Consider the following 25,725-nt stretch of genomic DNA (forward strand, 5'->3'; position numbering starts at 1 on the left):
GTCCGAGGGTTCGGGCGGCTCGGCGAAGGCGGGGGAGGCGGCGGGTTCCGTGTCGTCGTCGCCATCGCCATCGCCATCACCATCGTCATCGCCATCGGTCTCGCCGTCGCCGTCGCCGTCGGCCTCGGCCTCGTCCCCGCAGGACCGGCTGTCCTCCGAGGTTCTGCAGAGCCGGTGGTGGACGTGGGCGGCGTCGGAGCCCGGAGCCACGAACGCGGTTGCCGACGAGGACGGGAGCGACTGCGGGCGTAACCAGCCGAAGGACGTGTGGTTCCTGGCGGGCACGTTCGGTACTCGGGCCGAGCGCAGCTGCACCGTCCCCGGCGGGGTCCCGCTCGCGTTCCCCTTGGTGAACCTGGTCGCCGACCCGGCGGGTTGCGCGGAGTTCATGGACACGGCCGAGGGGTCCGCGGTCCTGGACGGCGAGAAGATCGACGCGGAGAGCAGTCGTGGGGAGACGATCTCCGTGGAGGGCGTCGCCGGCAATCCCGTCACGGGGGCGGACGAGCGCTTCACGGCCACCGGATGCGGTCTCTGGGTCCAGTTGCCCCCGCTGCGGAGCGGGAAGCACACGCTGGAGATCCGCGGTAGGTCGCAGGACTTCTCGGTGGGGGTGGACTACGCGCTGACCGTGGAGTCCGCGTAGGAGAAGGACAGGAACCCGCACCCACGAGAAGAGGCCCCGGCGTGATGTCCGGGGCCTCTGGCGTTCTCGGTCTGGCGGCAAGAAGTGGGCGGGTTCAAGCTGCGGCTCCCGCCAGGCGGTGGAATGCCTCGGTGGTACGGGGGTGGGCCAGTTCGTCAAGGAGGTGACGCCACTCGGGGTCGGCCGCGGCCGGGTGGGCCTGGTCCCAGGCGGTGAGGAGCGGGGCGAGTTCGCTCTCGTGCGAGGTCTCGGTCAGGGCGGCCACGGTGGTGTTCGGCTCGGGGGAGGGCAGCGACTGCATCGGATCTTCCTTCCGGGGAGATGGTCTGTGCCTCGGGCTGTGCCTCGGGTCTTGCCTCTCGGATCCTCTGCTTTCCACGATGCCCCCGTCGGCCTTCAGCCGCCATGGAGCGACCTACCGGGTGGGGGGTGGAGCTAGCCGTACCCCAGGAGACCGTTAGCCCCCCTCGACCGGGTCTTGAGAACGGCCGTCGGCGCCGGCCTCCACGGAGCCGAGAACTCCCCGGACCGGCCGGGCCAGTTGCTCGCGCGGTTCCTCCGGGTCGCAGGCGCGCCGCTGGGGGCAAGTGGCGTGCTGTCCACGCCCGTTGGGCACCTCGGTAACGAACATTTGTGCTTGTGTTAACTGTTCGAATCCGCATATTTTCTCGCGTCATGACCATGACGCGAAGAGCGATCATCAAGGGCATCGCGGCCGCACCGTTCGTCGGTGCCGCCGGCAGCCTGCTCGCCCCCACCGCCGCACACGCCGCGACCATCGACGCGGGCCAGTACTCCCTGACCAGCCGCTCCTCCAACAGCCACGGCGAATTCGCCGCCCTGGCAGCCGGGTTGGCGGCCAGTCTGACCAAGGTGGACGCGACCACTGTCATAGCCGACACCAACCGCAGCGCCGACGTGCTCAGCAGCGCCCCCAGCACGTCCGAGGCCTTCCAGGCCGGTTTCGCCTGGGACGGCGACGACCAGGAGGTCGCCTACTGGATACCCCAGGGCGTCACCACCAGCGCCGACGCCTACGGCAACGGGCTCTACCCCGAGGGCGGCAGCAACAAGGTCATCCTGGTCTCCTGGTACTTCGAGACCGACCCTGACAACGACGATGACGACGACTACACGCTCGACAAGGGCATGCGGCTCACCTTCGTCGACTACAACACCCCCTCCGCACCCACCTATCGGCACATACTGCTGGTCGAACCGGTGCGGACCAGCACGGGCGCGTACTCCTTCAATCCGGTCCGCAAGCACGCCGGCGGCATCATGTGGTACGGCAACCTGTTGTACGTCGTCGACACGTACAAGGGCCTCAGGATCTTCGACCTCAACACCCTCTTCACCGTTCCCACCACGGAGAAGGACGTGTGCGGTCTGCACACCGACGGCCAGTACTACGGCTACGGCTACAAGTACGTCCTCCCGCAGAGCCACGCCTACGACAACGCGGGCACCTGGCTGCGCTACTCGGCGATAGGCCTCGACCGCGCCAGCACCCCCGACAGCCTGGTGATAGGCGAGTACTCGCTGGCCGGTGTCGTCGACTACGACGAGGAGGGTGACCCCTTCAACGGCTCCACCGAGCCCACCAACACCGTGCCCAAGGTGGTCCGCTGGGACCTCGACTACACCGACCGCCACCCGGGCTCGCTCACCGCGACCGAGGCCGTCACCGTCGCCCAGAAGAAGATCCAGGGCGTGGTCTCCCGCAAGACCAAGCACTACCTCTCGGTGAGCGACGGCACGTCCGGCGCGGGCGCCCTGCGCACCTTCACCTCCGGCGCGAACAGCGCGAGCACCGTCGCCGACCTCGCCATCGGCTGTGAGGATCTCAGCTTCCACAGCAGCGGGGCGTCGGGCTGGTCGTACAGCGAGTCGGTGATCTGGAACGCCAGCGAGTACGTCAACAAGCGGTACGTGTACGCGGTCCGCGCCGACGGCTCCTGAACGCATGAGCGCGGGCCCCGGGGAGATCCCGGGGCCCGCGCGGCCGAGGAGTTCAGCGGGCGAGCAGCAGGTCGCCGTGGCGGACACGGCTGCCGCGCACCGGACGTACCGTCGCCGCCTTCGTCTCCTTGCGACCCCCGGCGAAGACGAACAGCCGCAGCACCAGGAACCGTCCGATGCCGGCGAGACCCGAGGCGCCCAGGTAGACGGCCTGCTCCCAGACCAGGCTCGGCGAGGACTGCACTGTGTGCAGGACGAACATCGCGGCGCAGGTCACGACGTAGGCGGCGGTCGCCGAACCGGCGGACTGGAGGTGGCGGCGCAGACCCGCGCGGCCGCCGGTGCCGAAGGTGAACAGGGCGTGCAGTTCGGTGCAGAGGATCGTCGACGCGACCGTGATCACCGCGTTCGCCGCCGCCCAGGGCATCAGCAGCGCCAGCAGCGGAACCGCCGCGCTGGACAGGACCCCGACCCCGCCGCCGCACACCACGAACCGGACGAAGGAAGCGAGCGGGCCCACCGGCTCGGCCTCTGTGCGCTGCGTCTCCATGACGGTTCCTTCCGGGCGGGGCGCGAATCTGACGGACCACGGCCGACCCCGGCTTCAGCCCGGATCAGCGTGGTTCCACGATCTCGTCGCGCGCCCGCCGGAACGAGGGTGTCCCCTACCGAACCGATGGTGGAGCCAGCCCCACCATGGCCCTCCGACCCGCCCTACTCAGCGTCCTTGACCCGCAGTTCCTCGATGTACTGGAGGGCCAGGCCCGTGGTCCGCGTGAACCAGTCGTTCAGTACGGCGATCTCGGCCGCGGAGTAGTCGGCGAAGAGCTCGTCGAGGCGGGCGTAGTAGGGGCCGTAGAGGGCGGTGACGCGGGCGACCGCGGCCGGGACGGCGGCGACGCGGACCCGGCGGCGGTCCTTCGGGTCGGGCACGCGGGTGAGGAAACCGCCGCGCTCCAGGCGGTTGAGGATGCCGGTCATCGCGCCCGTCGTGACATGGGCGTGCTCCGCGAGGTCGCCCGCGGTGAGCAGGTCCTCGCCGGCCTTCAGGACGTAGGCGAAGCAGAGCAGGTCGGTGACGTTCAGGCCCAGCCGCTGGGCCATCTCCTGCTGGCCGAGCAGATGCGCCGCGATGAGGGAGTCCATCGAGGACAGCGCCTGAGCCGGGGTGGTGGCGGGGCGGGGCTTGGCTTGCATCTGCTGATTACCTTAGGTCGTGAGAGGTTTCGGTGCTAAAATTCTTACATCGTGAGACGTTTGTGAGGCGTTCCGTCTGTGCGGAGCGACGTGGGAACGGAGGCGGACACATGAGTGCGCACCAGTATGACGAGGGGCACACCGTCGCGGGCTGGACCGGATTCGCCGTGGCCATCGTCGGTACGACCGTGCTGGGACTCGGGGTGATCATGGTCTCCGTCCCGGTGCTGTCGGGCGGGCTCGCCATCGTGGCGGCGAGCGTCCTGACCACCTGGACCCTGCATCTCACCGGCTGGGGCAAGCCGCCGGGGATCCGGCCCCGCGCCCAGTGGGGCATGCGGACCCGGGACCTGTCGGCACGCGCGGGGCACCCGGGGTGTGTGGGGTGCCGGCTGGCCGGGCGGGGTCCGGCCAGGAGTACGGCGGTGGAGCCGACGGTGGTGCGAGGGGTGCCGGAGTCGGTGGGGGCCGAGCCCGGTCGCTGAGCCGTGAGCCGCCGAGTCCTCGCGGCTCACGGCCCGTTGTCAGTGCCGGCCTCTACTCTCCTCGGTGATGGCACAGGCATGGAAGTGCTCGGGGCTGCGGTGGGCGGCGGACGGTCCCGTGCTGGCGTGGGAAGGCGGCCGGCGCAGTGCGCTGACCTGGGGGAAAAGGGTGGCCTTCGGGGTCGCGGACGGGGGTGTGCGGACATGCGTGGGAGCGCGGGGGAACGCGTGTCCGGTGCGGGCGGCCGTGTCCGGGCGGAGCAAGGGGGCGCGCTGCGAGGAGTGTGCGCGGCTGGACCGGGCGCACTCCGTCGCCGCCGACACCATCGCGGACGATCCACGGCCGTACCACGTCTATCTGGCCTGGTTCGGACCCGGCATGACCAAGGTCGGGATCACCGCCGAAGAACGGGGCTCCGCGCGGCTGCTCGAACAGGGTGCCGTCTGTTTCACCTGGCTCGGCGTCGGCCCGCTCATGGCGGCGCGGCGTACGGAGGAGCTGCTGCGGGCCGCCCTGCGGGTGCCTGACCGCATTCCCTACGCCGACAAGCGGGCGGTGCGGTCCGGGCTGCCCGGCACCGAGGCGGAGCGGGCCGCCGAGATCCGCGCGCTGCATGCGCGGGCCGTGGGGCTGGGCGGGTGGCCGGAGTCGCTGCGGACCGAGCCGTGCCAACCCGTCGACCATGTGCGGGTGTTCGGGCTGGCGGACCTGCCGGCCCCGGCGGGTGTGGTCGCCGAGCTCGTCGCCGGGGGTGCGGTGGGCGGACGCCTGGTCGCGGCCGCCGGACCCGATCTGCATCTGGAGACCGGGGGCGGGGTGGTCGTCCTGGACACACGGTTGATGACGGGGTGGGGGCTGATCCCCGCCGACACCGAGGAACTTTCGGTGCCGGTGCGGGAGTTCAGGAGGGAGACGAGTGTGCAGGACGGACTGTTCTGACGAAGCGGCGGGCAGCTGGAGGCGGATGGTAAAGACTCGGATCCCTCTGGGATCCCTTTGGGCAAGGTGCCTGGACGCGGTGCCGAACCGGGACCGATCGTGGACGACATGAGCGATCACCACATTGCACCTGTCGCACCTGTCGCACCTGTCGTGCCCGTCGCCGCCCATGAACCTCCGTACTACGCCGCCGTCTTCACCTCCCTGCGCACCGAGGAGGACACCGGATACGGCGCCACCGCGGAGCGCATGGGCGAGCTGGTCCAGCGGATCCCCGGCTTCCTCGGCGAGGACTCGGCGCGCACACCGGGTGGGCTGTCGATCACCATCGCCTACTTCCGGGATCTGGCCGGCATCGAGCAGTGGCGTCAGAACGCGGAGCACCGGGAGGCCAAGAAGCAGGGGCGGGCGCACTGGTACGAGCGGTACTCGCTGCACATCGCCCGGGTCGAGCACAGCCACGGCTTTCAGCGGGCCGGACGTTGAGAGGTCCGGGCACTGAGAGGTCCGGGCACTGAGAAGGCAAGGAACCTCCAGGGCGTTCCCTGAGAGGTCCCTGTGAGTTTCTCAGGAAAATCACAGGTTCTGGAAAGCGTGCTCTCAGAGGATCCAGACAGTGTGTCCACATGACCACGACCTCGCCCCAGGGGCGCACCGAACTGCTGAGGCCGGACGGGAGCCCCGTCCGAGTGCTTGTGGTGGACGACGAGCTGTCGATCACCGAGCTGCTGTCCATGGCCCTTCGCTATGAGGGATGGCAGATCCGGAGTGCGGGAGATGGCACGGGTGCCATCCAGACCGCTCGGGAGTTCCGGCCCGACGCCGTCGTTCTCGACATGATGCTGCCCGACATGGACGGCCTGACCGTCCTGGGACGCATGCGCCGTGAGCTGCCGGACGTTCCTGTCCTCTTCCTCACCGCGAAGGACGCCGTCGAGGACCGGATCGCCGGGCTCACCGCCGGTGGCGACGACTACGTCACCAAGCCCTTCAGCCTCGAAGAGGTCGTGGCCCGGCTGCGCGGGCTGATCCGCCGCTCCGGTGCGGCCGACCGGCGCTCCGACTCCGTGCTGGTCGTGGGTGACCTCACCCTCGACGAGGACAGCCACGAGGTGTCGCGGGCGGGTGAGTCCATCCACCTCACCGCGACCGAGTTCGAACTCCTGCGCTTCCTGATGCGTAATCCCCGTCGAGTGCTCAGCAAGGCCCAGATCCTGGACCGTGTCTGGTCGTACGACTTCGGAGGGCAGGCCAATGTCGTCGAGCTCTACATCTCGTACCTGCGCCGCAAGATCGATGCGGGTCGTGAGCCCATGATCCACACCCGGCGTGGTGCCGGTTACCTGATCAAGCCCGCCGCGTCATGAGCGGACGACGACGGCCGACGCGTCCGCAGCGGAAGCGACTGGGTAAGCCGCGCACCCTGCGGGCCCGGCTCGTCGTCGCGTCCGTGGTGTTGATCGCGGTGGTGTGCGCGGTGATCGGTACGGTGACGACACTGGCGTTGCGGTCGCATCTGTACGAGCAGTTGGACACCAAGGTCGGAGAGGCCGCGGCGCGCGCTGCCGGTATGAACGCTCCGCCAGGCAAGGAAGGCGACGGCGGCAACCTGCCCCAGGGCTCCAAGACCTCACTGACTGACCTCGTCAAGGGGCCGCAGGACGGCACCGTCGTGGCCTCGGTGAAGAAGGGCGTCATCACCGCTGCCAAGGTCGGTGTGAAGGACGACTCCTTCGAGCCGACGGCGAAGGACCTGAGCGACGAGGCGATGGAGGCGCTCAACGAGGTCTCCCAGACCGGGGGCACGCACACCGTCGACATCCCCGGACTCGGTGAGTACCGCGTCGAGTACCGCTCCGGCCCCAAGGGCGACTTCTACATCGGGATCCCCACCGCGGAAGTCAGCAATACCCTCAACACCCTCATCGCCGTAGAAGCCAGCGTCACCGCCGCAGGCCTCATCGCCGCCGGTATCGCCGGCACCGTGATCGTCGGTGTGGCCACCCGCCCCCTGCGCCGGGTCGCTGCCACGGCGACCCGGGTCTCCGAACTCCCGCTGCACACCGGCGAGGTGAACCTCAGCGAGCGGGTGCCGGAGTCGGAGTGTGATCCGAACACCGAGGTCGGCAAGGTCGGCGCCGCGCTCAACAGGATGCTCGACCACGTCCACGCCGCCCTGCACTCCCGCCAGCAGAGCGAGATGCGGGTACGGCAGTTCGTCGCCGACGCCAGTCACGAGCTGAGGACGCCGCTCGCCTCCATCCGCGGCTACGCCGAACTCACCAGACGCGGCAGAGAGCAGATCGGCCCCGACACCCGGCACGCCCTCGGCCGTATCGAGTCCGAGGCGGGCCGGATGACGTTGCTGGTGGAGGATCTGCTGCTGCTCGCGAGGCTCGACGCCGGCCGGCCCCTCCAGTTCGAGCAGACCGACCTCATCCCGCTCGTCGTGGACACCATCAGCGACACCCGCGCGGCCGGCATGGACCACAACTGGCGCCTCGACCTGCCCGACGAACCCGCCCTCGTCTCCGGTGATGCGGCACGCCTCCAGCAGGTGCTCATCAACCTGCTCGGCAACGCCCGCAAGCACACGGAGCCCGGCACCACCATCACCGCCCGTATCCAGCGGCGCGGACCCTGGATGTGTGTGGACGTCGAGGACAACGGCCAGGGCATCCCGCCCGATCTGCTGCCGCATGTCTTCGAGCGGTTCGCGCGCGGTGACTCCTCGCGGTCCAGGGCCTCCGGGTCCACCGGGCTCGGCCTCGCCATCGTGCAGGCCGTGGTGACGGCGCACGGCGGTGCCGTGACCGTGGACAGCGTTCCGGGGCGGACCGTGTTCACCGTGCATCTGCCCGCGCTCGCCCCGGCGGTCCCCCGCCCGGCCCCCGAAACGAATTGGCAATCGCACTCACAGGTACAGCACAGTGCCAGCACATGGGTGCAACAGGGCACTTGACCAGAGTCGTTGTCATGCGAACCGACTCTTCTCCCGGCAATCTGCCGGCGCGGGAGCACCTCCCGGCCGGAGACGCCGGTACGCCTGTCCTGGACGTAGTGATCCCCGTCTACAACGAGGAGAAGGACCTCCAGCCGTGTGTGCTGAGACTGCACGAGCACCTCAAGCGCACCTTCCCGTACGCGTTCCGCATCACGATCGCGGACAACGCGTCGACGGACACCACCCCACAGGTGGCGTCACGGCTGGAGGCGGAGATCGCCGAGGTCAGCAACTTCCGCCTGGAGCAGAAGGGTCGCGGTCGCGCCCTGCGCACCGTGTGGTCCGCCTCGGACGCCCCGATCCTCGCCTACATGGACGTGGACCTGTCCACCGACCTCAACGCCCTGCTCCCGCTGGTGGCCCCGCTGATCTCGGGCCACTCCGACCTGGCGATCGGATCCCGGCTCGCGCGCTCCTCACGTGTGGTGCGCGGCCCCAAGCGGGAGTTCATCAGCCGCTCGTACAACCTGATCCTGCGCGGCTCGCTGCAGGCCCGCTTCTCGGACGCGCAGTGCGGCTTCAAGGCCATCCGGCGTGATGTGGCCCAGGTGCTGCTGCCGATGGTCGAGGACACCGGCTGGTTCTTCGACACCGAGATGCTCGTCATCGCCGAGCGCGCGGGACTGCGTATCCATGAAGTGCCCGTCGACTGGGTCGACGACCCGGACTCCACCGTCCACATCGTGAAGACGGCGACCGAGGACCTCAAGGGGGTGTGGCGCGTGGGCAAGGCCCTGGCCACCGGTTCGCTGCCGCTGGACCGGATCACCCGGCCGTTCGGTGACGATCCGCGCGACCGTGAGATCCAGGACGTACCGAAGGGGCTGGCCCGCCAGCTCGTCGGGTTCTGTGTGGTCGGCGGTCTTTCGACCCTGTTCTACCTGCTCCTCTACAGCGGCTTCAGGACCTTCTCCGGCTCGCAGGTCGCCAACGCGCTGGCCCTGCTCGTCTCGGCGGTCGCCAACACCGCGGCCAACCGGCGCCTCACCTTCGGGGTGCGCGGCCGTGGCAGTGCCGTCAAGCACCAGGCCCAGGGTCTGGTCGTCTTCGGCATCGGCCTCGCGCTGACCAGTGGTTCGCTCGCCGCCCTCAACGCGGCCAGCAGCGACCCGGCGCACTCCACCGAGCTGGCGGTGCTGATCGCCGCCAACCTCGCGGCGACCGTGCTGCGCTTCCTGCTCTTCCGCGCCTGGGTCTTCCCCGAGCGCCGCGAGTCGACGGTGGTGGCCTCGCACCAGCCGGCCCCCGGTCCCTCCTCGCCCACCTACTCCACGCAGTACCCCCCGCAGTACCCCACCCGGCAGCTGCCCTACGCGCCGCTGCCGCAGCGCCCGACGGCGAACCAGTACGCCTCGGCGCCGCACACCCCGTACGACACCCCGCTCCGCGCCGGTGAAGCCGCGGACCGCACCTGGGGGGACGCGACCATGCAGTTGCAGCCGGTCCGTCCCACCGACACCGATCCGAGGGACTCCCGATGACCACCCAGACCGACCAGCCCACGATCCAGGAGTGGGGGCCGTCGGCGAACGCCCCGCAGGAGCCCCCGAACGCACCCGCTCCGCAGGCCGGTGAGCCCAAGCAGCCCTTCGTCAGGAGACTGTGGCGCGGCCGCCCCGAGGACCCCCGCTGGGCACGTCCCGCCTTCTGGGGCCTGCTGCTGGTCACCGCGGCGCTCTACTTCTACAACCTGAGCTCCTCCGGCTACGCCAACTCCTTCTACTCCGCGGCCGTCCAGGCCGGCAGCCAGTCCTGGAAGGCGTTCTTCTTCGGCTCGCTGGACGCGGGCAACGCCATCACCGTCGACAAGCCCCCGGCCTCGCTGTGGCCGATGGCGCTGTCGGTGCGGGTCTTCGGGCTCAGCTCCTTCGCGATCCTGATGCCCGAGGTCCTCATGGGCATCGGCACGGTCGCCGTCGTCTACGCCTCCGTGCGCCGCCGCTTCAGCCCCGCGGCCGGTCTGATCGCGGGCGCCGTGCTCGCGCTCACCCCCGTCGCGGCGCTGATGTTCCGGTTCAACAACCCGGACGCCATGCTGGCCCTGCTGATGGCCGTGGCCTGCTACTTCGTGGTCCGCGCCCTGGAGGACGGCCGGACGAAGTGGCTGCTGTGGGCCGGTGTCGCGATCGGTTTCGCGTTCCTCGCGAAGACGCTCCAGGCCTTCCTGATCCTTCCGCCGCTCGCGATCGTCTACGCGGTCTGCGCGCCGGTGTCCCTGAAGAAGCGCTTCGGTCAGCTGGCCGCGGCGACGGCCGCGATCATCGTCTCCGGCGGCTGGTGGGTCGCGATCGTCGAGCTGTGGCCCGCGTCCTCCCGCCCCTACATCGGCGGCTCGCAGAACAACTCCTTCCTTGAGCTGACCTTCGGCTACAACGGCCTCGGCCGCCTCAACGGCGAGGAGACCGGCAGCGTCGGCGGCGGTGGCGGCAACACCGGAACCGGCCAGTGGGGCGAGACCGGCTGGGACCGGATGTTCAACTCCGAGATCGGCGGCCAGATCTCCTGGCTGCTCCCGGCGGCGCTGATCCTGCTGGTCGCGGGTCTGTGGGCCACGCGGAAGGCGCGCAGGACGTCCGTCACCCGCGGTTCGTTCCTCGTCTGGGGCGGCTCGCTGCTCATCACCATGGTCGTCTTCAGCTACATGGCGGGCATCTTCCACCAGTACTACACGGTCGCCCTCGCGCCCTACATGGCCGCGGTGATCGGCATGGGCTCGACCCTGCTGTGGGAGAAGCGGTCCGAGATCTGGGCGTCCCTCACCCTCGCGGCCGCGGTCGTGGCCAGCGCGGCCTGGGGTTACGTCCTCCTCAACCGCACCTCCGACTACCTGCCCTGGCTGAAGTGGCTGGTCCTGGTCGGCGGCCTGGTCTCCGCGCTCGGCCTGGTCTTCGCGGGCCGGATCAACCGGCAGCTCGCCCTCGCGGCGGCCTCCGTCGGTCTGGTGGCCTCGCTCGCCGGCCCGACCGCGTACACCATCAGCACCCTCCAGGAGGGCCACACCGGTTCGATCGTGACGGCCGGTCCCGCCGGCGCCAGCATGATGGGCGGCGGTGGCGGCGGCCGGGGCGGCGGTCCCGGTGGCGGCGGTGGTGGTACGGGTGGCGGCATGCCGGGCCAGAACCAGCAGAACGGCAACGGCAACACGCAGGGCCAGGGCCAGCAGGGCGGCGGCAACGGCGGCTTCGGCGGCGGCATGCCCGGCCAGAACGGCAACGGCAACAGCAACGGGAACAGCAACTCCCAGGGCGGCCAGAGCCAGCAGCAGGGCCAGGGCCAGCAGAACGGCGGCATGCCCGGCGGCACCACCGGCGAAGGCGGCGGCATGGGTGGCGGCGGCGGTGTCGGCGGCCTCCTCAACGGCGCGACCGTCTCCGACGAGGCCAAGAAGCTCCTGGAGGCCGACTCCGGTGACTACACCTGGGTCGCGGCGGCCATCGGCGCCCAGAACGCGGCGAGCTACCAGCTCTCCACCGGCGACCCGGTCATGGCGATCGGCGGCTTCAACGGCACCGACCCGTCCCCGACGCTGGCGCAGTTCAAGCAGTACGTCGCCGACGGCAAGATCCACTACTTCATCTCGTCCGGCTCGGGCGGCGGCATGGGCGCCAGCAGCAGCGGCACGTCCTCGCAGATCACCGAGTGGGTGGAGGCCAACTTCAAGACCGTCACGGTCGGTTCGGCCACCTTCTACGACCTGACCCAGCAGACGAGCAGCTGACGTAAAGCAACCGAAGGAGAGGGCGACGGTCCGCACCAGGGCCGTCGCCCTCTCCTTCTACTTGCCTTGTACGCCGTATAGGAACTGTTCTACGGTGTACAGCATGTCCGCTCCCGCGCCCGTCACCGTCTCCCAAGGCCACCCCCAGCGCTGGCTCATCCTCGGCGTCATCTGCCTCGCCCAGCTCACCGTCGTCCTCGACAACACCGTCCTGAACGTGGCGATCCCCTCCCTCACCGAGGAACTGGGCGCGGCCACCTCGGACATCCAGTGGATGATCAACGCGTACTCCCTGGTGCAGTCGGGCCTGCTGCTCACCGCCGGCAGCGCCGCCGACCGCTACGGCCGCAAGAAGATGCTGATAGCGGGTCTGACCCTGTTCGGCGCGGGCTCGCTCACGGCCGGACTGGCGGACAGCACCGGCCAGTTGATCGCGGCGCGCGCCGGGATGGGCGTAGGCGGCGCACTTCTGCTGACCACGACTCTCGCCGTCGTGATGCAGATCTTCGCGCCCGAGGAGCACGCCAGGGCGATCGGCATCTGGGCGGCGGTCAACGCGCTCGGCTTCGCCTGCGGTCCGCTGCTCGGCGGCTTCATGCTGGACCACTTCTGGTGGGGCGCGATCTTCCTGGTCAACCTGCCGGTCGCGGCGATAGGCCTGGTGGCCGCCATCACCCTGGTCCCCGAATCCAAGAACCCCCGCGGTGACCGCCCCGACCTCCTCGGCGCCCTCCTGTCGACCATCGGCATGGCCTCCCTGGTGTTCGCGATCATCTCCGGCCCGGAGCACGGCTGGACGTCGGGCCGGGTGCTGACATCGGCGACCGTCGCGGTCGTGGTGCTGGCCGGGTTCGCGTACTGGGAGAGCCGGATCGAGTACCCCATGCTCGACCTGCACTTCTTCAGGGACCGTCGCTTCACGGGCGCCATCGCGGGCGCGGTGCTGATCACCTTCGGCATGGGCGGCTCGCTCTTCCTGCTCACCCAGCACATGCAGTTCATCCTCGGATACGGCCCCTTGGAGGCCGGTCTGCGCACGGCCCCGCTCGCCCTCACGATCGTGGCCCTCAACTTCTCCGGCCTGGCGGCCAAGTGGGCGGCCAGGCTGGGGAATCCGGCCGCGATAGGACTGGGCATGGTGCTGATGTCGGGCGGCCTGGTGTCCATCGCGACGGTGGCCTCCGGCGGTTACACCGGGACGCTGCTGGGGCTGCTGCTGATCGGCGCGGGCGCCGCGGTCGCCAACCCGGCGATGGCGCACGCGATCATGAGCTCCATTCCGCCGGAGAAGGCGGGGATCGGGGCGGGGATCAACGGCACGGTGGCGGAGTTCGGACAGGGCTTGGGAGTCGCGGTGCTGGGTGCTGTGCTGAGCTCCCGGTTCGCGGCGCTGATCCCGGTGGCGGCGTCGTCGTTGCCGGCGGCGTTGGCCGCGGCGGGGTCGGTGGAGGAGCGGGCGCGCATCACGGACGCCTACTCCTCGGGACTGGAGACCAGTCTGTTGGTGGGGGCGGTGGCCGTGTTGCTGGGTGGGTTGGTCGCGGGGGCGTTGTTGCGGCGGGCTGAGCGGGAAGAGGTCGCCTAAGAGCTCGGGGGTGCGGCCTCGTTGCGACCGCGGGTCGGCTGTGGCCGGTCGCGCCCACGCGGCGGAGCCGCACATCGATACAGTCCCGCGCCCCTGGCGGGGCGCCTAAGCTGATCGGCAATTGCAAGGCTAGGAAGGTGCGCCATGGTGAAAGCGGGCCGGCGGGCGGCGCGGACCAGCGTGTGGCTGGAGAGCGGTAAGTCGCGGCGTGGCGGTCAGCCCTCCGGTCTCGACCGGGACCGCATCACCTCGGTCACCGTCCGGCTCCTGGACGCCGAGGGACTGGCCAAGTTCTCCATGCGGCGGCTCGCGACCGAGCTCAATGTCACCGCGATGTCCGTCTACTGGTACGTCGACACCAAGGACGACCTCCTCGAACTCGCCCTGGACGCGGTCTGCGGCGAACTGACCCTGCCCGACCTGGAGGCCGACGAGGACTGGCGCGACCAACTGCGCACGCTGGCCCGCGGCTACCGGGCCCTCCTGGTCCACCACCCCTGGGTCTCCCCGCTGAGCGGGACCTTCCTCAACATCGGCCCCAACTACCTGGAGTTCGCCCAGGTCATCCATCGCGTCATCCGCCGCACCGGCCTGCCCGCCCACGGCCTGGCCGCCGCCATCTCCGCCGTCTTCCAGTTCGTGTACGGCTTCGGCACGATCGAGGGCCACTTCATCGCCCGCTCCACCGACGTCGGCATGACCCCGGACGAGTACTTCCGGCACGCCATGACCGCGGTGACCCAGGCCCCGCAGGCCGCCGAGATCGTCAAGGACTCCGAGGACATCATGGCGGCCCGCGGCGGCGACACGGTCGAGGAGATGTGGGAACGGGACTTCGACTTCGCCCTGGACCTGTTGGTGGCGGGTATCGAGGCGATGGTGAAGCGGGCCTGACCGTGCCCGCACCGGGGACGGAAAATTCGCGAGCCGTGTGACGACGCCACGCCCTATCGTGAGCCGCTGCCGTCCGAGCCGGGGCGGCCGGAGGGGAGTGACAGCCGAGTGACGGACGCGTACGAGGTCCTGCTGGACGCCGAGTTGGAGAAGGCGTTCGACGTCTGGTCCAGCTATCTGGACGCCCGCACGGGCGAGGACCCCGATGTCCGAGCCCGACTACGCGCGATGCTGGACCTGGCCCGACGGGCCGTCGACGAGCACGATCCCCCCGGGCGCGCCGCTTGGTGGCGGACATGCACGAGGAGGCCCACCGGGCCGAACTGCCCTGGGCTCCCTCGGATCCCCGCCCCCACGAGGCCGACGCCCAAGCCCGCGACTACGCCAAGGACGCCCTGCCGCAGGTGCTCCGGCGGGGCCGGCGGGACCGCCTCGGCACCATCGAGCTCTTCCTCTGGTCCACCGGCCGCCGCCTGCGGACCGTCCCCGACCTCGACACGGCCACCCTCCAGGACATCGCCTACATCACCGCCCGCGCCGGAATGGCCCTCGACCTCGCCCACCCCGTCGCGGCCCAGCGTGAACTGGACCGCCTCAAGGCGATGGCGCGCCGCTACGGCGTCGAGGACTGAACCGGCCTCTTGAGGCTCAGGCTTCCGGCGCAGCCAACCGCGCCGGAAAACCACCCGTAGCCACCGGCCCCCACTTCACCGGCGTGACCCGAATGATCGACTTCCCCTGCTTGACCATGGCCTCCCGGTACTCGTCCCAGTCCGGGTGCTCACCCGAGATGTTCCGGAAGTACTCCACCAGCGGCTCGACGGACTCGGGCGAGTCGATGACCTCCGCCGTACCGTCGACCTGCACCCACGGCCCGTTCCAGTCGTCGCTCAGGACGACCACACTCACCCGCTCGTCCCGCTTCGCGTTCCGCGTCTTCGCCCGCTCCGGATACGTGGACATCACGATCCGCCCCGAATCGTCGACCCCGCAGGTCAACGGCGACGCCTGCGGACTCCCGTCCACCCGCCGGGTCAGCAGCAGGGCCCGGTGCCGGGGCCGTACGAAGTCCAGCAAGTCATCGAGGGAGACGGTGGTGTTCGTCGCGATGTTCGGTGCCATGGCCCCAGCCTAGGCGCACCACCCTCTCCCTCAGGGGCGAGCCACCACGGCGATCCCGGATGCTTCGACACCGTCGTCCATCCGCTGGACCGGCACGGTCTGAGCCCCGTACCGGCCCGCGCACGACCGTACCGGGCACGCGTTCCCCCACGGCAGCGGCTCCGGGCGCCCCGGGAGAACTCGTCAACCACGCATCACATCAAGGGACTTCACACCCGAGGCAGCGAATCCCCCTGCACCGCCTGGATGTCCAGCTCCACCTTCAGCGTCGTACCGATCGCCGCGATCCCCGCCTGCACGACCTGGTTGTAGTTCATGGCGAAGTCCTCCCGTCGCAGCTGGGCCGTGGCCCGGAAGGCCGCGCGGGTCCCGCCCCACGGATCGGAACCCGTCCCCAGATAGGCGAGGTCGAGGTCGACGGGCCGTACGACTCCGTGCAACGACAACTCCCCGTGCACGGTCCACCGATCAGAGCCCGCCACCGTCAACCCCGAAGACCGGTAGGTGATCTGGGGAAACCTCTCCACGTCCAGGAAGTCCGCCGACTTCAGGTGCCCGTCCCGCGTCGCGTTCCCCGTGTCGATGGAGTCGGCGCGGACGACCGCCTCCACCCGGGACTTGGTGACGTCGTCCCGCGCGACCTCGATCGAGGCGGCGAAGTCCGTGAACCGCCCGCGCACGCTGGAGATCCCCAGATGCTGGGCCACCGCGCCCACCGTGGAGTGCGCCGGATCCACGGTCCACGGCCCCGGCGGTGGCAGCTCGGTCCCGCCCTGCCGCGCCAGCGTCACCGTGCCGACCTCGGCACGGCCGCTCGCGGTGACGATCGCACTGGCGGCGGCGGGCGCGTATCCGACGGCGGTGACGATGACGGTGTACGCCCCGGGCGGCAGCGGGTTGACGTCCCGTACCGCGCCCTCGATGTCGGCCTCGACCCGCAGCACCTGCGAGCCCGTCATGTCGGCCAGCGTGACGACCGCGTGCGACACGGCCCATCCGTCCCGCGTACGGATCGTCGCGGTCAATCCCATCTCACGTACTCCTTCACGAATGCGGCCTCAAGAATGCGACCGGCCCGCGGCGGGGCACGCACCTCCGCTCAGAGCGCGCGCCCACCCGCCACGGGCCGGGGTCTCTTTCCGTCCTCGGGTGAGCGGGGCCCAGGTACGGCCCCGCTCACCGGCAGGCCCTACTCGCCGGGGTGGGCGAGCTCGATGTCATGGCCGTCGGTTCCGCGACCGCCCACCGTGAGGGCCGTCGCCACCGGCGGGTAGCCCGTGGCGATGACCGTGTAGTCGCCGCCGTCCAGGTCGGTGAAGGCGTACGCCCCGTCCGACCCGGTCGTCGCGGTCCCTACGACGTTTCCGGCCGCGTCGACGAGCGTGACCCGCGCGTCGGCCAGCGGCCCGTGCGGAGCCCGTACGACGCCCTGGACCTGGGCTCCGGACTCCAGCTCGACCTCGATCCGGGTGACGCCCGTGCCGCCGACCTCGACGGGCAGCGCGCGCGGCCGGTACCCGGCGGCGTTCACCGCGACGGTCACCGCACCCGGCACCAGCTCGGCGAAGCCGAACTCGCCCTGCTCACCGGTGGTTCCGGTGGCCAGCAGATCACCGCGGACGTCGGTCACGATGACCATGGCGTCCTTGACGGGCAGCGCGCTGTCCGAGGCCCGCACCACACCGCTCAGCCCGCTCGTGCCGCTGAGCAGGATGTCGTACGCCACCGGCTCACCGTTGACGACGACCGTGGACGCCTGCGGCTGGAACCCGTCGGCGGAGGCGATCAGGACGTACGACCCCACGCTCGGCGCGTCCACGCCGTAGGAACCGTCCGCCTGTGTCACCGACCGGCCGAGCTGCCGTCCCGCGAGGGAGATCAGCGTGACCGCGGCCTGCGGGACGGGTGCGCTCTCGGCGCCGCGGACGTGGCCGCGGACCGGGATGCCGCCGCCGGAGGAGACCGGGGGAGCCTCGAGGGTGGCCACGGTGGCGTGCTGCTGTGTGCCGTCGGCGGCGGGCTGTGTCTCGGAGGCGGCGACGGCCCAGCTCGGCACCCGCTCTTCAGCGGCGGGCTCGACGGCCGGAGCCGCTTCGGGAGCCGGCGACTCCTGCTGCGCCAGCGCGCCCTTCGTCCGCAACGGGACCTCCTTGATGAACAGCGTGATCAGGAAGGCGACCGCCGCCAGGGCCGCCGCGATCAGGAACACGTCCGCGATGCCGTGGCCGTACGCGCTCTCCATGACCGTGCGCAGCGGCGCGGGCAGCGTGTCCATGTCCGGGATCGAGCTGGAGGAGCTGGAACCGGAGGCGAGGGAGGCGTACTTGGGGCCGAGGCCGGCGATGCCGTCCGTGGCGTAGTCGGTGATCTTGTTGGCCATCACGGCACCGAGCACCGAGACGCCCATCGCACCGCCGAGGGACCGGAAGAAGGTGACCGTGGAGGACGCGGAGCCGAGGTCCTTGGGCTCGACCTGGTTCTGCGTGCACAGCACCAGGTTCTGCATCATCATGCCGATGCCGAGGCCCAGCAGCGCCATGAAGATCGCGGTCTTCCAGTAGTCCGTGTCGTAGCGGATGGTGCCCAGCAGACCCAGGCCCGCCGTGATGAGCACGCCACCGCTGACCAGCCAGGCCTTCCAGCGCCCGGTGCGGGTGATGAACTGCCCGGAGACGGTGGAGGAGACGAACAGCCCGGCGATCATCGGGATGGTGAGCACGCCGGACATCGTCGGCGACTCGTCGCGGGCCAGCTGGAAGTACTGGGCGAAGAAGACCGTGCCGGAGAACATCGCGGTGCCCACGAACATCGAGGCGATCGACGACAGGGTGATGGTCCGGTTGCGGAACAGCCGCAGCGGGATGAGCGGCTCGCTGGCCTTCGACTCGACGAGCACGAAGACCAGGGCGAGGGCGATGGAGCCGCCGACCATGGCACCGGTCTGCCAGGACAGCCACTCGTACTTGTCACCGGCGAAGGTGACCCAGATCAGCAGCAGCGAGACCGCCGCCGCGACGAAGAACGCGCCGGCCCAGTCGACCTTCACGTCCCGCTTCACGACCGGCAGGTGCAGGGTCTTCTGGAGCACGATCAGTGCGATGACGGCGAAGGGGACACCGACGTAGAAGCACCAGCGCCAGCCCAGCCAGCTGGTGTCGGTGATGACACCGCCGAGCAGCGGGCCGCCGACGGTGGCGACGGCGAAGGTCGCGCCGAGGTAGCCGGAGTAACGGCCGCGCTCGCGCGGGGAGATCATCGCCGCCATCACGATCTGCGCGAGGGCGGACAGACCGCCGACGCCGATGCCCTGCACGACCCGGAAGGTGATCAGCATGCCGGCGTTCTGGGAGAGCCCGGCGGCGGCCGAACCCAGCACATAGATGACCAGCGCTATCTGGACGAGCGCCTTCTTGCTGTAGAGGTCGGCGAGCTTGCCCCACAGGGGGGTGGAGGCCGTCATCGACAGCAGGGCGGCGGTGACGACCCAGGTGTAGGCGGACTGGCCGCCGCCGAGGTCGCCGATGATCTCCGGGAGGGCGTTCGAGACGATCGTGGACGACAGGATCGCCACGAACATCCCGAGCAGCAGCCCGGAGAGGGCCTCCATGATCTGCCGGTGGGTCATCGGGGCGTGCGCGGCATGCTCCGCGCCTCCCCCGTGCTTGGCGTGAGCCCGCACACCGGCTGGTGTGGTCGTTGCCATGGGCTTCCTTCGCTTAGGTGTTCGCGGGTGTACGGGTGGTCTCTTCGAATACGGGAGGGACGGCGGCACGGCAGTCGTCGAAGCTGGCCCTGAGCCGGGCCATGAGGCCGGTCAGCTGGGCCACCTCTTCGTCGCTCCAGTCACCGAGCCGCTCGGCGAGCAGCTCGCAGGTCCGCCGCGACAGCCTTTCGAGCTGGGCCAGACCCGCGGGGGTGAGGTGCAGGATGCGCGAGCGCTTGTCCGCCGGGTCGGGGGACCGGTCGATCCAGCCCCGCTCGGCGAGATGCGCCGCATGCCGGCTGGTCACCGACATGTCCACGGCGAGCAGCTCCGAGAGCTTGCTCATACGCATGTCCCCATGACGGGCGAGCAGCGTCAGCACGGCGGCGGAACCGGCGGGACAGTCGGACGGCAGGATCCGCCCCATCTCCCTCTTCACGGCACCGAAGGCACTGAACTGACGCATCAGCTCCTCGTACTGCGCCTGCCCGGCCATCACACCTCCCGTATTCGTTGCTTGGGGCAACCATAGAGAGAGTTGGTTGCTACAGGCAAATAAAACGAAGGGTGGCCGCCATAAAAACTTGGCAAAGGCAAGTATTGCGAAAGTAAATCGACAGGTGGTGGCCGAGGAACGGTGACTGAACCCACCCAGGGGTGCGGGGCTGTATCGATATGCGGCTCCGCCGCGTGGGCGCGATCAGCCACAACGGCGCCGCACCCGGCAACGACCCCGCACCCCCACGGCGTGGCCCCGCACTTGGGCAGCCCCCGCTCATTCGCTAGTGTCTCGGGGCATGGCTAACACCCAGGGCCCCCAGGGCAACCACGACCCCGCCGGCAACACCCAGATGTTCCGCGCGTTCGTCGACGAGGCCCCGCGGGGCCCGCAGCAGGCAGCCGCTTCCTCCGGCCCCCGTATCGGCCTGATCCTCGGCGTCGTCGTCGCCGTGGCGATCGTCGCGGCAGTGGCCTGGCTGGCGCTCAAGTAACCAGCCCTGCCCCGCTCACTCCCACCGCACGTCGACGTCCCGCGTCTCGATGTGCATCCCGAGCGGCACCCGCCACGCCTCGACGCACACCGTCCAGGTCCTCTCCCTGCGCGCTCCGGCTCCGATCGGCGCCGGAAGCGCCACGGCCGACTCGACGGTCCCCCAGTCGAACCCGAGCGCGCCGATGATGTGCGTCCCGAAGGTCACCGTGCCCGAACGCACCGCGCTGCCGCCGGAGTTGCGGAAGACCAGGGTCACCTTCTCGCACCAGCGCTGATCGGTGGCCTCCCGCGCCGGATCGCCCACGGTCAGGGCGGCGGGGCCGGCCGAGGCCGTAGGGCTTGCGGTGGTCGGTGAACTCGTGGGCGTACGACCGGGATCGGCGCCGTCGGCCGAGGAGGCGGGGCCGCCCGGAGTGACGGAGGCCTCCGGGGCGCTCTCCGCGTCCGGACCTCCCGGCGTGCCCGGCGCCGAGGACCGGTCCGGAGCACCCGTCCCCGAGCTCCCCTCCGGCTCCGAACTCCCCGCTGTCCCCGGTGAGTCGGCCCCGTCCAGCGGCACGACCCGTACACCGCCCGTCGGTTCGGCGGCCACCGCGGGCCCGGTGCCGCCCGCCGCCCCGATCGCGACGTACCCGTCGTCGCCGCTCCCGCCGCCGCAGGCGGCCAGCACCGCGCCCAGACAGACGACGGCCGCCGACGCGCCGATCGCGGCGCCCCGACGGCCATGTGTCCATGTCGTCGCCCGGAGCATCGCGCCAGTGTGGCTGACACTCCGTCAGTAAGGAAGTCCCGTGCGGAACTTCCGCGAGCCCGGTCCCGTCAGTCCGAGATCAGACCCTCGCGCAGCTGTGCCAGGGTCCGGGTCAGCAGCCGGGAGACGTGCATCTGGGAGATGCCGACCTCCTCGCCGATCTGCGACTGGGTCATGTTGGCGAAGAAGCGCAGCATGATGATCTGGCGCTCACGGGGCGGGAGTTTGGCGAGCAGGGGCTTGAGGGACTCGCGGTACTCGACACCTTCGAGAGCCGTGTCCTCGTAGCCGAGCCGGTCGGCCAGGGAGCCCTCGCCGCCGTCGTCCTCCGGGGCCGGGGAGTCCAGCGAGGAGGCGGTGTAGGCGTTGCCGACCGCGAGGCCGTCGACGACGTCCTCCTCCGACACGCCCAGCACCACGGCGAGTTCGGCGACGGTCGGGGAGCGGTCCAGCTTCTGGGAGAGCTCGTCGCTGGCCTTGGTGAGGGCCAGGCGCAGTTCCTGGAGCCGACGCGGGACGCGCACCGACCAGGACGTGTCGCGGAAGAACCGCTTGATCTCGCCCACGACCGTCGGCATCGCGAACGTCGGGAACTCGACGCCCCGTTCGCAGTCGAAGCGGTCGATCGCCTTGATCAGGCCGATGGTGCCGACCTGGACGATGTCCTCCATCGGCTCGTTGCGCGAGCGGAAGCGGGCCGCCGCGTAGCGCACCAGCGGGAGGTTGAGCTCGATGAGGGTGTCCCGGACGTACACACGCTCGGGGCTGTTCTCGTCGAGGGCGGCGAGCCGCAGGAAGAGGGAGCGGGACAGGGTGCGGGTGTCGAGGGCCCCCGAGGTCGCCGGCAGGGGCGGGGCCTCTACGGCGACCTCGACAGCCGGGTTGTCGTCGAGCGCGGGCGCAGCCTCGCTCTTGGTGAGCGTGAGCACCTTCGAGCTGCCCTGGTCTGCGGACATGCCACCCCCTTTGGGTCGCGGGACGGTCGCGGCGAACGCTCCATCGAGGAACGTCAGCCTTCACCTGAATACCGGAGCCGAAGCCCCGGCAAACGCTCTGGCGGAAGAATGTCACATGTCGGCAACACGCTGTAGTGACATGTCGACACGTAAGACGTGAATCCGCCCTGGATAAAGGGGGTCTGACTGTTTTTCGGCGCAGAAGTGTCGGGAAGAGCCCTGGTGAGCGATTCGCTCGTGCCGGTTACGTCTCGATCCTGCTTGCGAACTGCGGTGTTCCGGAACGCGCTCCCGTGCGCCTCTTATGCATCGATCCGATTGGCGGATCGCAGCCGCTGGAAGCTACGCGCGAGTAGCCGCGAGACATGCATCTGGGAGACACCGAGTTCCGCGCTGATTTGGGACTGGGTGAGATTGCTGTAGTAGCGAAGGAGAAGGATTCGCTGTTCCCGCTCCGGCAGTTGGACCAGCAGATGCCGGACGAGGTCGCGGTGCTCCACGCCGTCCAGTGCCGGGTCCTCGTAGCCGAGCCGGTCCAGCAGTCCCGGCAGTCCGTCGCCCTCCTGCGCGGCCTCCAGCGAGGTGGCGTGGTACGAGCGTCCGGCCTCGATGCAGGACAGCACCTCGTCCTCGCCGATGCGCAGCCGCTCGGCGATCTCGGCGGTGGTCGGGGTGCGCCCGAAGGCGGTGGTCAGGTCCTCGGTGGCGCTGTTGACCTGTACCCACAGCTCGTGGAGCCGGCGCGGCACGTGGACGGTCCGCACGTTGTCGCGGAAGTACCGCTTGATCTCGCCGATGACGGTCGGCATCGCGAACGTCGGGAACTGCACGCCCCGGTCCGGGTCGAAGCGGTCGATGGCGTTGATGAGCCCGATCGTGCCGACCTGGATCACGTCCTCCATCGGCTCGTTGCGGGAGCGGAAGCGGGCGGCCGCGTAGCGCACGAGGGGGAGGTTGGCCTCGATGAGTGCCCCGCGTACCCGGTTGTGCTCCGGCGTGCCCGGCTGGACGTCCTTGAGCTGGGCGAAGAGCACCTGGGTGAGTGCCCGGGTGTCGGCGCCGCGGCTGCGCTGGGGGGCGGCGGGCGCCGGGGTCTGGGGGGGCGCCTCTTCCTGGGGCGGCGCAGTACTGGCCGACACGGTCAACGCCACCTCTTCATCGGTCTACATCGGTCAACTCATCCTTCAAAAGCGGTCATAGCATCACAAGACATGTGCACTGTGTGCAAGCACCGCATAACACCGTGTTGAGGGAAGAGTTGGGGCACAAGACGCACGAAAGCCCCCCGCCGTTCCGGCGAGGGGCCATACGGGGTGAGGGGGCACTCAGTACGCGTAGTCCGCGATCACCCAGGTGGCGAACTCCTTCCAGAGCGCCACTCCCGCCTGGTGCTCCGGGTGCTCCGCGTACCGCCGCAGCGCGTCCGCGTCCTCGAACCCCGAGTTGATGGCGAAGTCGTAGGCGATGGGCCGGTCGCTGAGGTTCCAGCCCAGCTCCCAGAAGCGGATGTCCTCGATCGTGCCGTCGAGGGCACGGAAGGCCTCGACGCCCTTCACGACCCGCGGGTCGTCGCGCTCGACGCCCTCGTTGAGCTTGAAGAGGACAAGGTGGCGGATCATGAGCACTCCTGATGACGGCTTACTGCGCCCCGTCGGCGAGCCAGGTGAAGAAGTCACCGATGGCCTTGGCGGCGTCCGATATGCCCTCGAACCCTACCTGGACGTAGTCCGCGGCCTTGGCCGGGTCCGTGATGATCACGTACAGAGTGAAGACCACGAGTATGTAGACAGCGGCCTTCTTAGAATTCACCGCCACCGCGGCCTCCCCCGTGACTGTCGTGCCTGTTGGGACTCCTGTGCCGGCGGCGAGTGTAACTTCCTCACATCACATTTAAGGACCAACGACCTGCGGTTCCGGGCCCTTTGTCGAGCCCGCGGTGCCCCGACGGGGCGCAGCATGGACGGTGAGCCCGGCGGATCCGGCAGGAATCCCCGGGCGGGAACGGACCCCACTGCGGGGTACGCGCCACGGCTTCCCCCCGAAGCGGCGCGCACTTGAGGGTCCGTCCCCCGGCGGGGGAAGCGGCGAGTCCCCCCGACGCCGCTTCCCCCGGCGGGGGACGCAAGAAGGGCCCCGTCTCTCGACGGGGCCCTTCAGAAGCGGTAGCGGAGGGATTTGAACCCTCGGTGACTTGCGCCACACTCGCTTTCGAGGCGAGCTCCTTCGGCCGCTCGGACACGCTACCGAGAGAGACCTTACAACACTATGGGGCCTGCTCTGAAATCGGTATTACCGGGTCCGGAAGAAGTCCGTGAGGAGCCGCGCGCACTCCTCGGCGAGCACGCCTCCGATCACCTCGGGACGGTGGTTGAGCCGCCGGTCCCGGACGACGTCCCAGAGCGAGCCGGCCGCGCCGGCCTTGTCGTCACGGGCGCCGTAGACGACGCGCTCCACCCGGGACTGCACCAGCGCGCCCGCGCACATCGTGCAGGGCTCCAGGGTGACGACCAGCGTGCAGCCCGTCAGCCGCCACTCCCCGAGCTTCGCGGCCGCCCGGCGGATCGCGAGAACCTCCGCGTGGGCGGTCGGGTCACCGACCGCCTCGCGTTCGTTGTGCCCGGTCCCGAGCACGGTCGTGCCGTCCGGGGCCAGTACGACGGCCCCCACCGGCACATCCGGGCCCGCCCGCCCGGCCTCGTCCAGGGCGAGCCGCATCGCGGCTCGCCAGCGGTCGCGTACCGGGTCCGGGGGGCCCTCGGCGGTCTCCCCGGTCAGCGGACGGTCTCCAGGACCTCCGAGGCGCCCAGGGCCTCGGCGATCTCGCCGAGCGCGTCCTCCGACAGGGACTTCAGCTCCTTCTCGCTGACGCCCAGGTCGTCGAGGATCCCGGGGTCACCGACCGGACCGTGCGGCACGGCCTCGGCGGAGCCGCCGCTCTCGGCGTCGTCCCCGTCCTCGTCCCCGTCCTCACCGTCCTCGGTGCCGTCGAGATCGAGGGCGTCCAGGTCGGTGTCGTCGTCCCCGGGCTCCCTTCCGAGCAGTTCGTCGGTGAGCAGGATCTCGCCGTAACTGCTGCGGGCAGCGGCGGCGGCGTCCGAGACGTAGATACGAGGGTCGTCCTCGCCGTCGATCCGGACGACGCCGAACCAGGCGTCCTCCTGCTCGATGAGCACCAGCACCGTGTCGTCCTCGGGTGAGGCTTCACGGGCCAGGTCGGCCAGATCCGACAGGGTCTCCACATCGTCGAGCTCTTTGTCGCTCGCTTCCCACCCGTCTTCGGTGCGCGCGAGCAGTGCGGCGAAGTACACCGTGACTCTCCCACTGGTCATAGGCGTGCCGGTTGGGGGTCCCCCCGGCGGAGGCTGTTGGGCGGGGAGGCATTGGCTCCGAGCCCCGCCCACTCGGAATCGTGGCAGAAACGGAGCGTTCAGGGGACGTCTTCGGCACCCTGTGTCCGCCCGTTTTGATCGCCACCAGCGGGATCGTACGCGGCCCGGGCGGCGGGGACGTACGCGGGAGCCCGAAGAGAGCGGATCGGCCTACCAGTTGGCCTACCAGCGGAAGGTGCGCATGCGCATCGCGTGACGCAGCCGTGCCGCCTTGGCGCGCCGGGGCTGGACACGGTCGCGCAACTCACGGGCCTCGGCGAGATCGCGCAGGAACTGGGCCCGGCGCCTGCGGCGCTGGGCGTCGGTCTCCTGTCGTGGCTCCTGTGGTGACTCCTGGTCCGGCATAGGCGCACCATCCCGTCGCGTCCCTCCCACTTTC

Annotated in this window: 29 protein-coding genes and 1 tRNA gene; 14 read left to right on the forward strand and 16 right to left on the reverse strand. The window is 70.0% G+C overall.

Annotated elements, in window-relative coordinates; translation table 11 throughout:
• The coding region (locus tag HLK59_RS14195; RefSeq protein WP_206327119.1) for a hypothetical protein at window positions 1–252 on the forward strand (252 nt) is incomplete at its 5' end.
• Window positions 253–265: 13 nt separating this feature from the next.
• On the forward strand, window positions 266–646 hold the full coding sequence (locus HLK59_RS14200; RefSeq protein ID WP_171141765.1) for a hypothetical protein: 381 nt from the start codon (window positions 266–268) through the stop codon (window positions 644–646).
• A gap of 94 nt (window positions 647–740) precedes the next feature.
• On the opposite strand, the gene HLK59_RS14205 is transcribed toward HLK59_RS14200, so the two are convergent.
• Window positions 741–947 (reverse strand): hypothetical protein, encoded by a 207-nt coding sequence (locus HLK59_RS14205; protein WP_171141766.1) that lies wholly within the window; start codon window positions 945–947, stop codon window positions 741–743.
• Window positions 948–1,327: 380 nt separating this feature from the next.
• Here HLK59_RS14205 and HLK59_RS14210 point away from each other — a divergent pair, with 380 nt between their 5' ends.
• Window positions 1,328–2,608, forward strand: a complete 1,281-nt coding sequence (locus tag HLK59_RS14210) for a hypothetical protein (protein WP_171141767.1) — start codon at window positions 1,328–1,330, stop codon at window positions 2,606–2,608.
• Window positions 2,609–2,660: 52 nt separating this feature from the next.
• Here the strand turns inward: HLK59_RS14210 and HLK59_RS14215 are convergent, their stop codons facing one another.
• Both HLK59_RS14215 and HLK59_RS14220 read right to left on the reverse strand, forming a co-directional pair.
• Window positions 2,661–3,158: a hypothetical protein gene (locus HLK59_RS14215; RefSeq protein ID WP_240982405.1), complete on the reverse strand. Its 498-nt coding sequence runs from the start codon at window positions 3,156–3,158 to the stop codon at window positions 2,661–2,663.
• A 164-nt stretch (window positions 3,159–3,322) separates the two neighbouring features.
• On the reverse strand, window positions 3,323–3,805 hold the full coding sequence (locus HLK59_RS14220) for a helix-turn-helix domain-containing protein (RefSeq protein ID WP_171141768.1): 483 nt from the start codon (window positions 3,803–3,805) through the stop codon (window positions 3,323–3,325).
• Between the two features lie 110 nt (window positions 3,806–3,915).
• On the opposite strand from HLK59_RS14220, the gene HLK59_RS14225 reads away from it, so the two are divergent.
• From HLK59_RS14225 to HLK59_RS50980, 10 genes are all read left to right on the forward strand, one after another.
• Window positions 3,916–4,290 (forward strand): HGxxPAAW family protein, encoded by a 375-nt coding sequence (locus HLK59_RS14225; RefSeq protein WP_171141769.1) that lies wholly within the window; start codon window positions 3,916–3,918, stop codon window positions 4,288–4,290.
• A gap of 67 nt (window positions 4,291–4,357) precedes the next feature.
• The gene (locus tag HLK59_RS14230) at window positions 4,358–5,230 is read left to right on the forward strand and encodes a DUF2797 domain-containing protein (protein WP_171141770.1); all 873 of its coding nucleotides are present in this window, start codon (window positions 4,358–4,360) and stop codon (window positions 5,228–5,230) included.
• 108 nt (window positions 5,231–5,338) lie between these two features.
• The gene (locus tag HLK59_RS14235) at window positions 5,339–5,716 is read left to right on the forward strand and encodes an antibiotic biosynthesis monooxygenase (RefSeq protein ID WP_171141771.1); all 378 of its coding nucleotides are present in this window, start codon (window positions 5,339–5,341) and stop codon (window positions 5,714–5,716) included.
• Window positions 5,717–5,856: 140 nt separating this feature from the next.
• Entirely contained in the window at window positions 5,857–6,597 is a 741-nt protein-coding gene (locus tag HLK59_RS14240) for a response regulator transcription factor (RefSeq protein ID WP_171141772.1), read from the forward strand.
• On the forward strand, window positions 6,594–8,192 hold the full coding sequence (locus HLK59_RS14245; RefSeq protein ID WP_171141773.1) for a HAMP domain-containing sensor histidine kinase: 1,599 nt from the start codon (window positions 6,594–6,596) through the stop codon (window positions 8,190–8,192). The genes HLK59_RS14240 and HLK59_RS14245 overlap by 4 nt, the downstream gene beginning before the upstream one ends.
• 14 nt (window positions 8,193–8,206) lie before the next feature.
• Window positions 8,207–9,715 (forward strand): glycosyltransferase, encoded by a 1,509-nt coding sequence (locus HLK59_RS14250; protein ID WP_171141774.1) that lies wholly within the window; start codon window positions 8,207–8,209, stop codon window positions 9,713–9,715.
• Window positions 9,712–11,952, forward strand: coding sequence for a glycosyltransferase family 39 protein (locus HLK59_RS14255; RefSeq protein WP_171141775.1), 2,241 nt, complete (start codon window positions 9,712–9,714; stop codon window positions 11,950–11,952). The genes HLK59_RS14250 and HLK59_RS14255 overlap by 4 nt, the downstream gene beginning before the upstream one ends.
• 103 nt (window positions 11,953–12,055) lie before the next feature.
• A complete protein-coding gene (locus tag HLK59_RS14260) occupies window positions 12,056–13,537 on the forward strand; it encodes an MFS transporter (protein WP_171141776.1) in 1,482 nt (493 codons plus the stop codon).
• Window positions 13,538–13,681: 144 nt separating this feature from the next.
• Window positions 13,682–14,431 (forward strand): TetR/AcrR family transcriptional regulator, encoded by a 750-nt coding sequence (locus HLK59_RS14265; RefSeq protein ID WP_171141777.1) that lies wholly within the window; start codon window positions 13,682–13,684, stop codon window positions 14,429–14,431.
• 296 nt (window positions 14,432–14,727) lie between these two features.
• Entirely contained in the window at window positions 14,728–15,063 is a 336-nt protein-coding gene (locus HLK59_RS50980) for a hypothetical protein (RefSeq protein ID WP_240982406.1), read from the forward strand.
• 16 nt (window positions 15,064–15,079) lie between these two features.
• Here HLK59_RS50980 and HLK59_RS14275 read toward each other — a convergent pair whose 3' ends face one another.
• The 4 genes from HLK59_RS14275 to HLK59_RS14290 form a co-directional block, all read right to left on the reverse strand.
• A complete protein-coding gene (locus tag HLK59_RS14275; RefSeq protein ID WP_171141778.1) occupies window positions 15,080–15,553 on the reverse strand; it encodes a PPOX class F420-dependent oxidoreductase in 474 nt (157 codons plus the stop codon).
• A 209-nt stretch (window positions 15,554–15,762) separates the two neighbouring features.
• Complete coding sequence (locus HLK59_RS14280; RefSeq protein WP_171141779.1) at window positions 15,763–16,584, reverse strand: YceI family protein; 822 nt, start codon at window positions 16,582–16,584, stop codon at window positions 15,763–15,765.
• A 158-nt stretch (window positions 16,585–16,742) separates the two neighbouring features.
• Window positions 16,743–19,256, reverse strand: coding sequence for an MFS transporter (locus HLK59_RS14285; RefSeq protein ID WP_171141780.1), 2,514 nt, complete (start codon window positions 19,254–19,256; stop codon window positions 16,743–16,745).
• Between the two features lie 13 nt (window positions 19,257–19,269).
• Window positions 19,270–19,752 (reverse strand): MarR family transcriptional regulator, encoded by a 483-nt coding sequence (locus HLK59_RS14290; RefSeq protein WP_171141781.1) that lies wholly within the window; start codon window positions 19,750–19,752, stop codon window positions 19,270–19,272.
• 301 nt (window positions 19,753–20,053) lie between these two features.
• Here HLK59_RS14290 and HLK59_RS14295 point away from each other — a divergent pair, with 301 nt between their 5' ends.
• Window positions 20,054–20,248, forward strand: a complete 195-nt coding sequence (locus tag HLK59_RS14295) for a hypothetical protein (RefSeq protein ID WP_171141782.1) — start codon at window positions 20,054–20,056, stop codon at window positions 20,246–20,248.
• Between the two features lie 15 nt (window positions 20,249–20,263).
• On the opposite strand, the gene HLK59_RS14300 is transcribed toward HLK59_RS14295, so the two are convergent.
• The 9 genes from HLK59_RS14300 to HLK59_RS14340 all read right to left on the reverse strand — a co-directional run bounded on the left by HLK59_RS14300 (window position 20,264) and on the right by HLK59_RS14340 (window position 25,691).
• Complete coding sequence (locus HLK59_RS14300; RefSeq protein ID WP_171141783.1) at window positions 20,264–21,001, reverse strand: hypothetical protein; 738 nt, start codon at window positions 20,999–21,001, stop codon at window positions 20,264–20,266.
• 68 nt (window positions 21,002–21,069) lie between these two features.
• Window positions 21,070–21,957 carry an RNA polymerase sigma factor SigF gene (locus tag HLK59_RS14305; RefSeq protein WP_171141784.1) on the reverse strand — a complete coding sequence of 296 codons (888 nt, stop codon included), beginning with the start codon at window positions 21,955–21,957 and terminating at the stop codon, window positions 21,070–21,072.
• A 302-nt stretch (window positions 21,958–22,259) separates the two neighbouring features.
• Window positions 22,260–23,108 (reverse strand): RNA polymerase sigma factor SigF, encoded by an 849-nt coding sequence (locus HLK59_RS14310; protein WP_171141785.1) that lies wholly within the window; start codon window positions 23,106–23,108, stop codon window positions 22,260–22,262.
• Between the two features lie 174 nt (window positions 23,109–23,282).
• Window positions 23,283–23,576: a Dabb family protein gene (locus HLK59_RS14315; protein WP_171141786.1), complete on the reverse strand. Its 294-nt coding sequence runs from the start codon at window positions 23,574–23,576 to the stop codon at window positions 23,283–23,285.
• A gap of 19 nt (window positions 23,577–23,595) precedes the next feature.
• Window positions 23,596–23,772, reverse strand: a complete 177-nt coding sequence (locus HLK59_RS14320) for a hypothetical protein (protein WP_171141787.1) — start codon at window positions 23,770–23,772, stop codon at window positions 23,596–23,598.
• Between the two features lie 345 nt (window positions 23,773–24,117).
• Window positions 24,118–24,202: transfer RNA gene (locus tag HLK59_RS14325), tRNA-Ser, on the reverse strand.
• Between the two features lie 44 nt (window positions 24,203–24,246).
• A complete protein-coding gene (tadA, locus tag HLK59_RS14330; RefSeq protein WP_240982407.1) occupies window positions 24,247–24,672 on the reverse strand; it encodes a tRNA adenosine(34) deaminase TadA in 426 nt (141 codons plus the stop codon).
• A 56-nt stretch (window positions 24,673–24,728) separates the two neighbouring features.
• Window positions 24,729–25,265: a hypothetical protein gene (locus HLK59_RS14335; protein WP_171141816.1), complete on the reverse strand. Its 537-nt coding sequence runs from the start codon at window positions 25,263–25,265 to the stop codon at window positions 24,729–24,731.
• 243 nt (window positions 25,266–25,508) lie between these two features.
• Window positions 25,509–25,691, reverse strand: a complete 183-nt coding sequence (locus HLK59_RS14340; RefSeq protein ID WP_171141788.1) for a hypothetical protein — start codon at window positions 25,689–25,691, stop codon at window positions 25,509–25,511.
• Window positions 25,692–25,725: the final 34 nt, after the last annotated feature.

It is taken from the genome of Streptomyces sp. S3(2020), from assembly GCF_013044505.1.
Classification (GTDB): domain Bacteria; phylum Actinomycetota; class Actinomycetes; order Streptomycetales; family Streptomycetaceae; genus Streptomyces.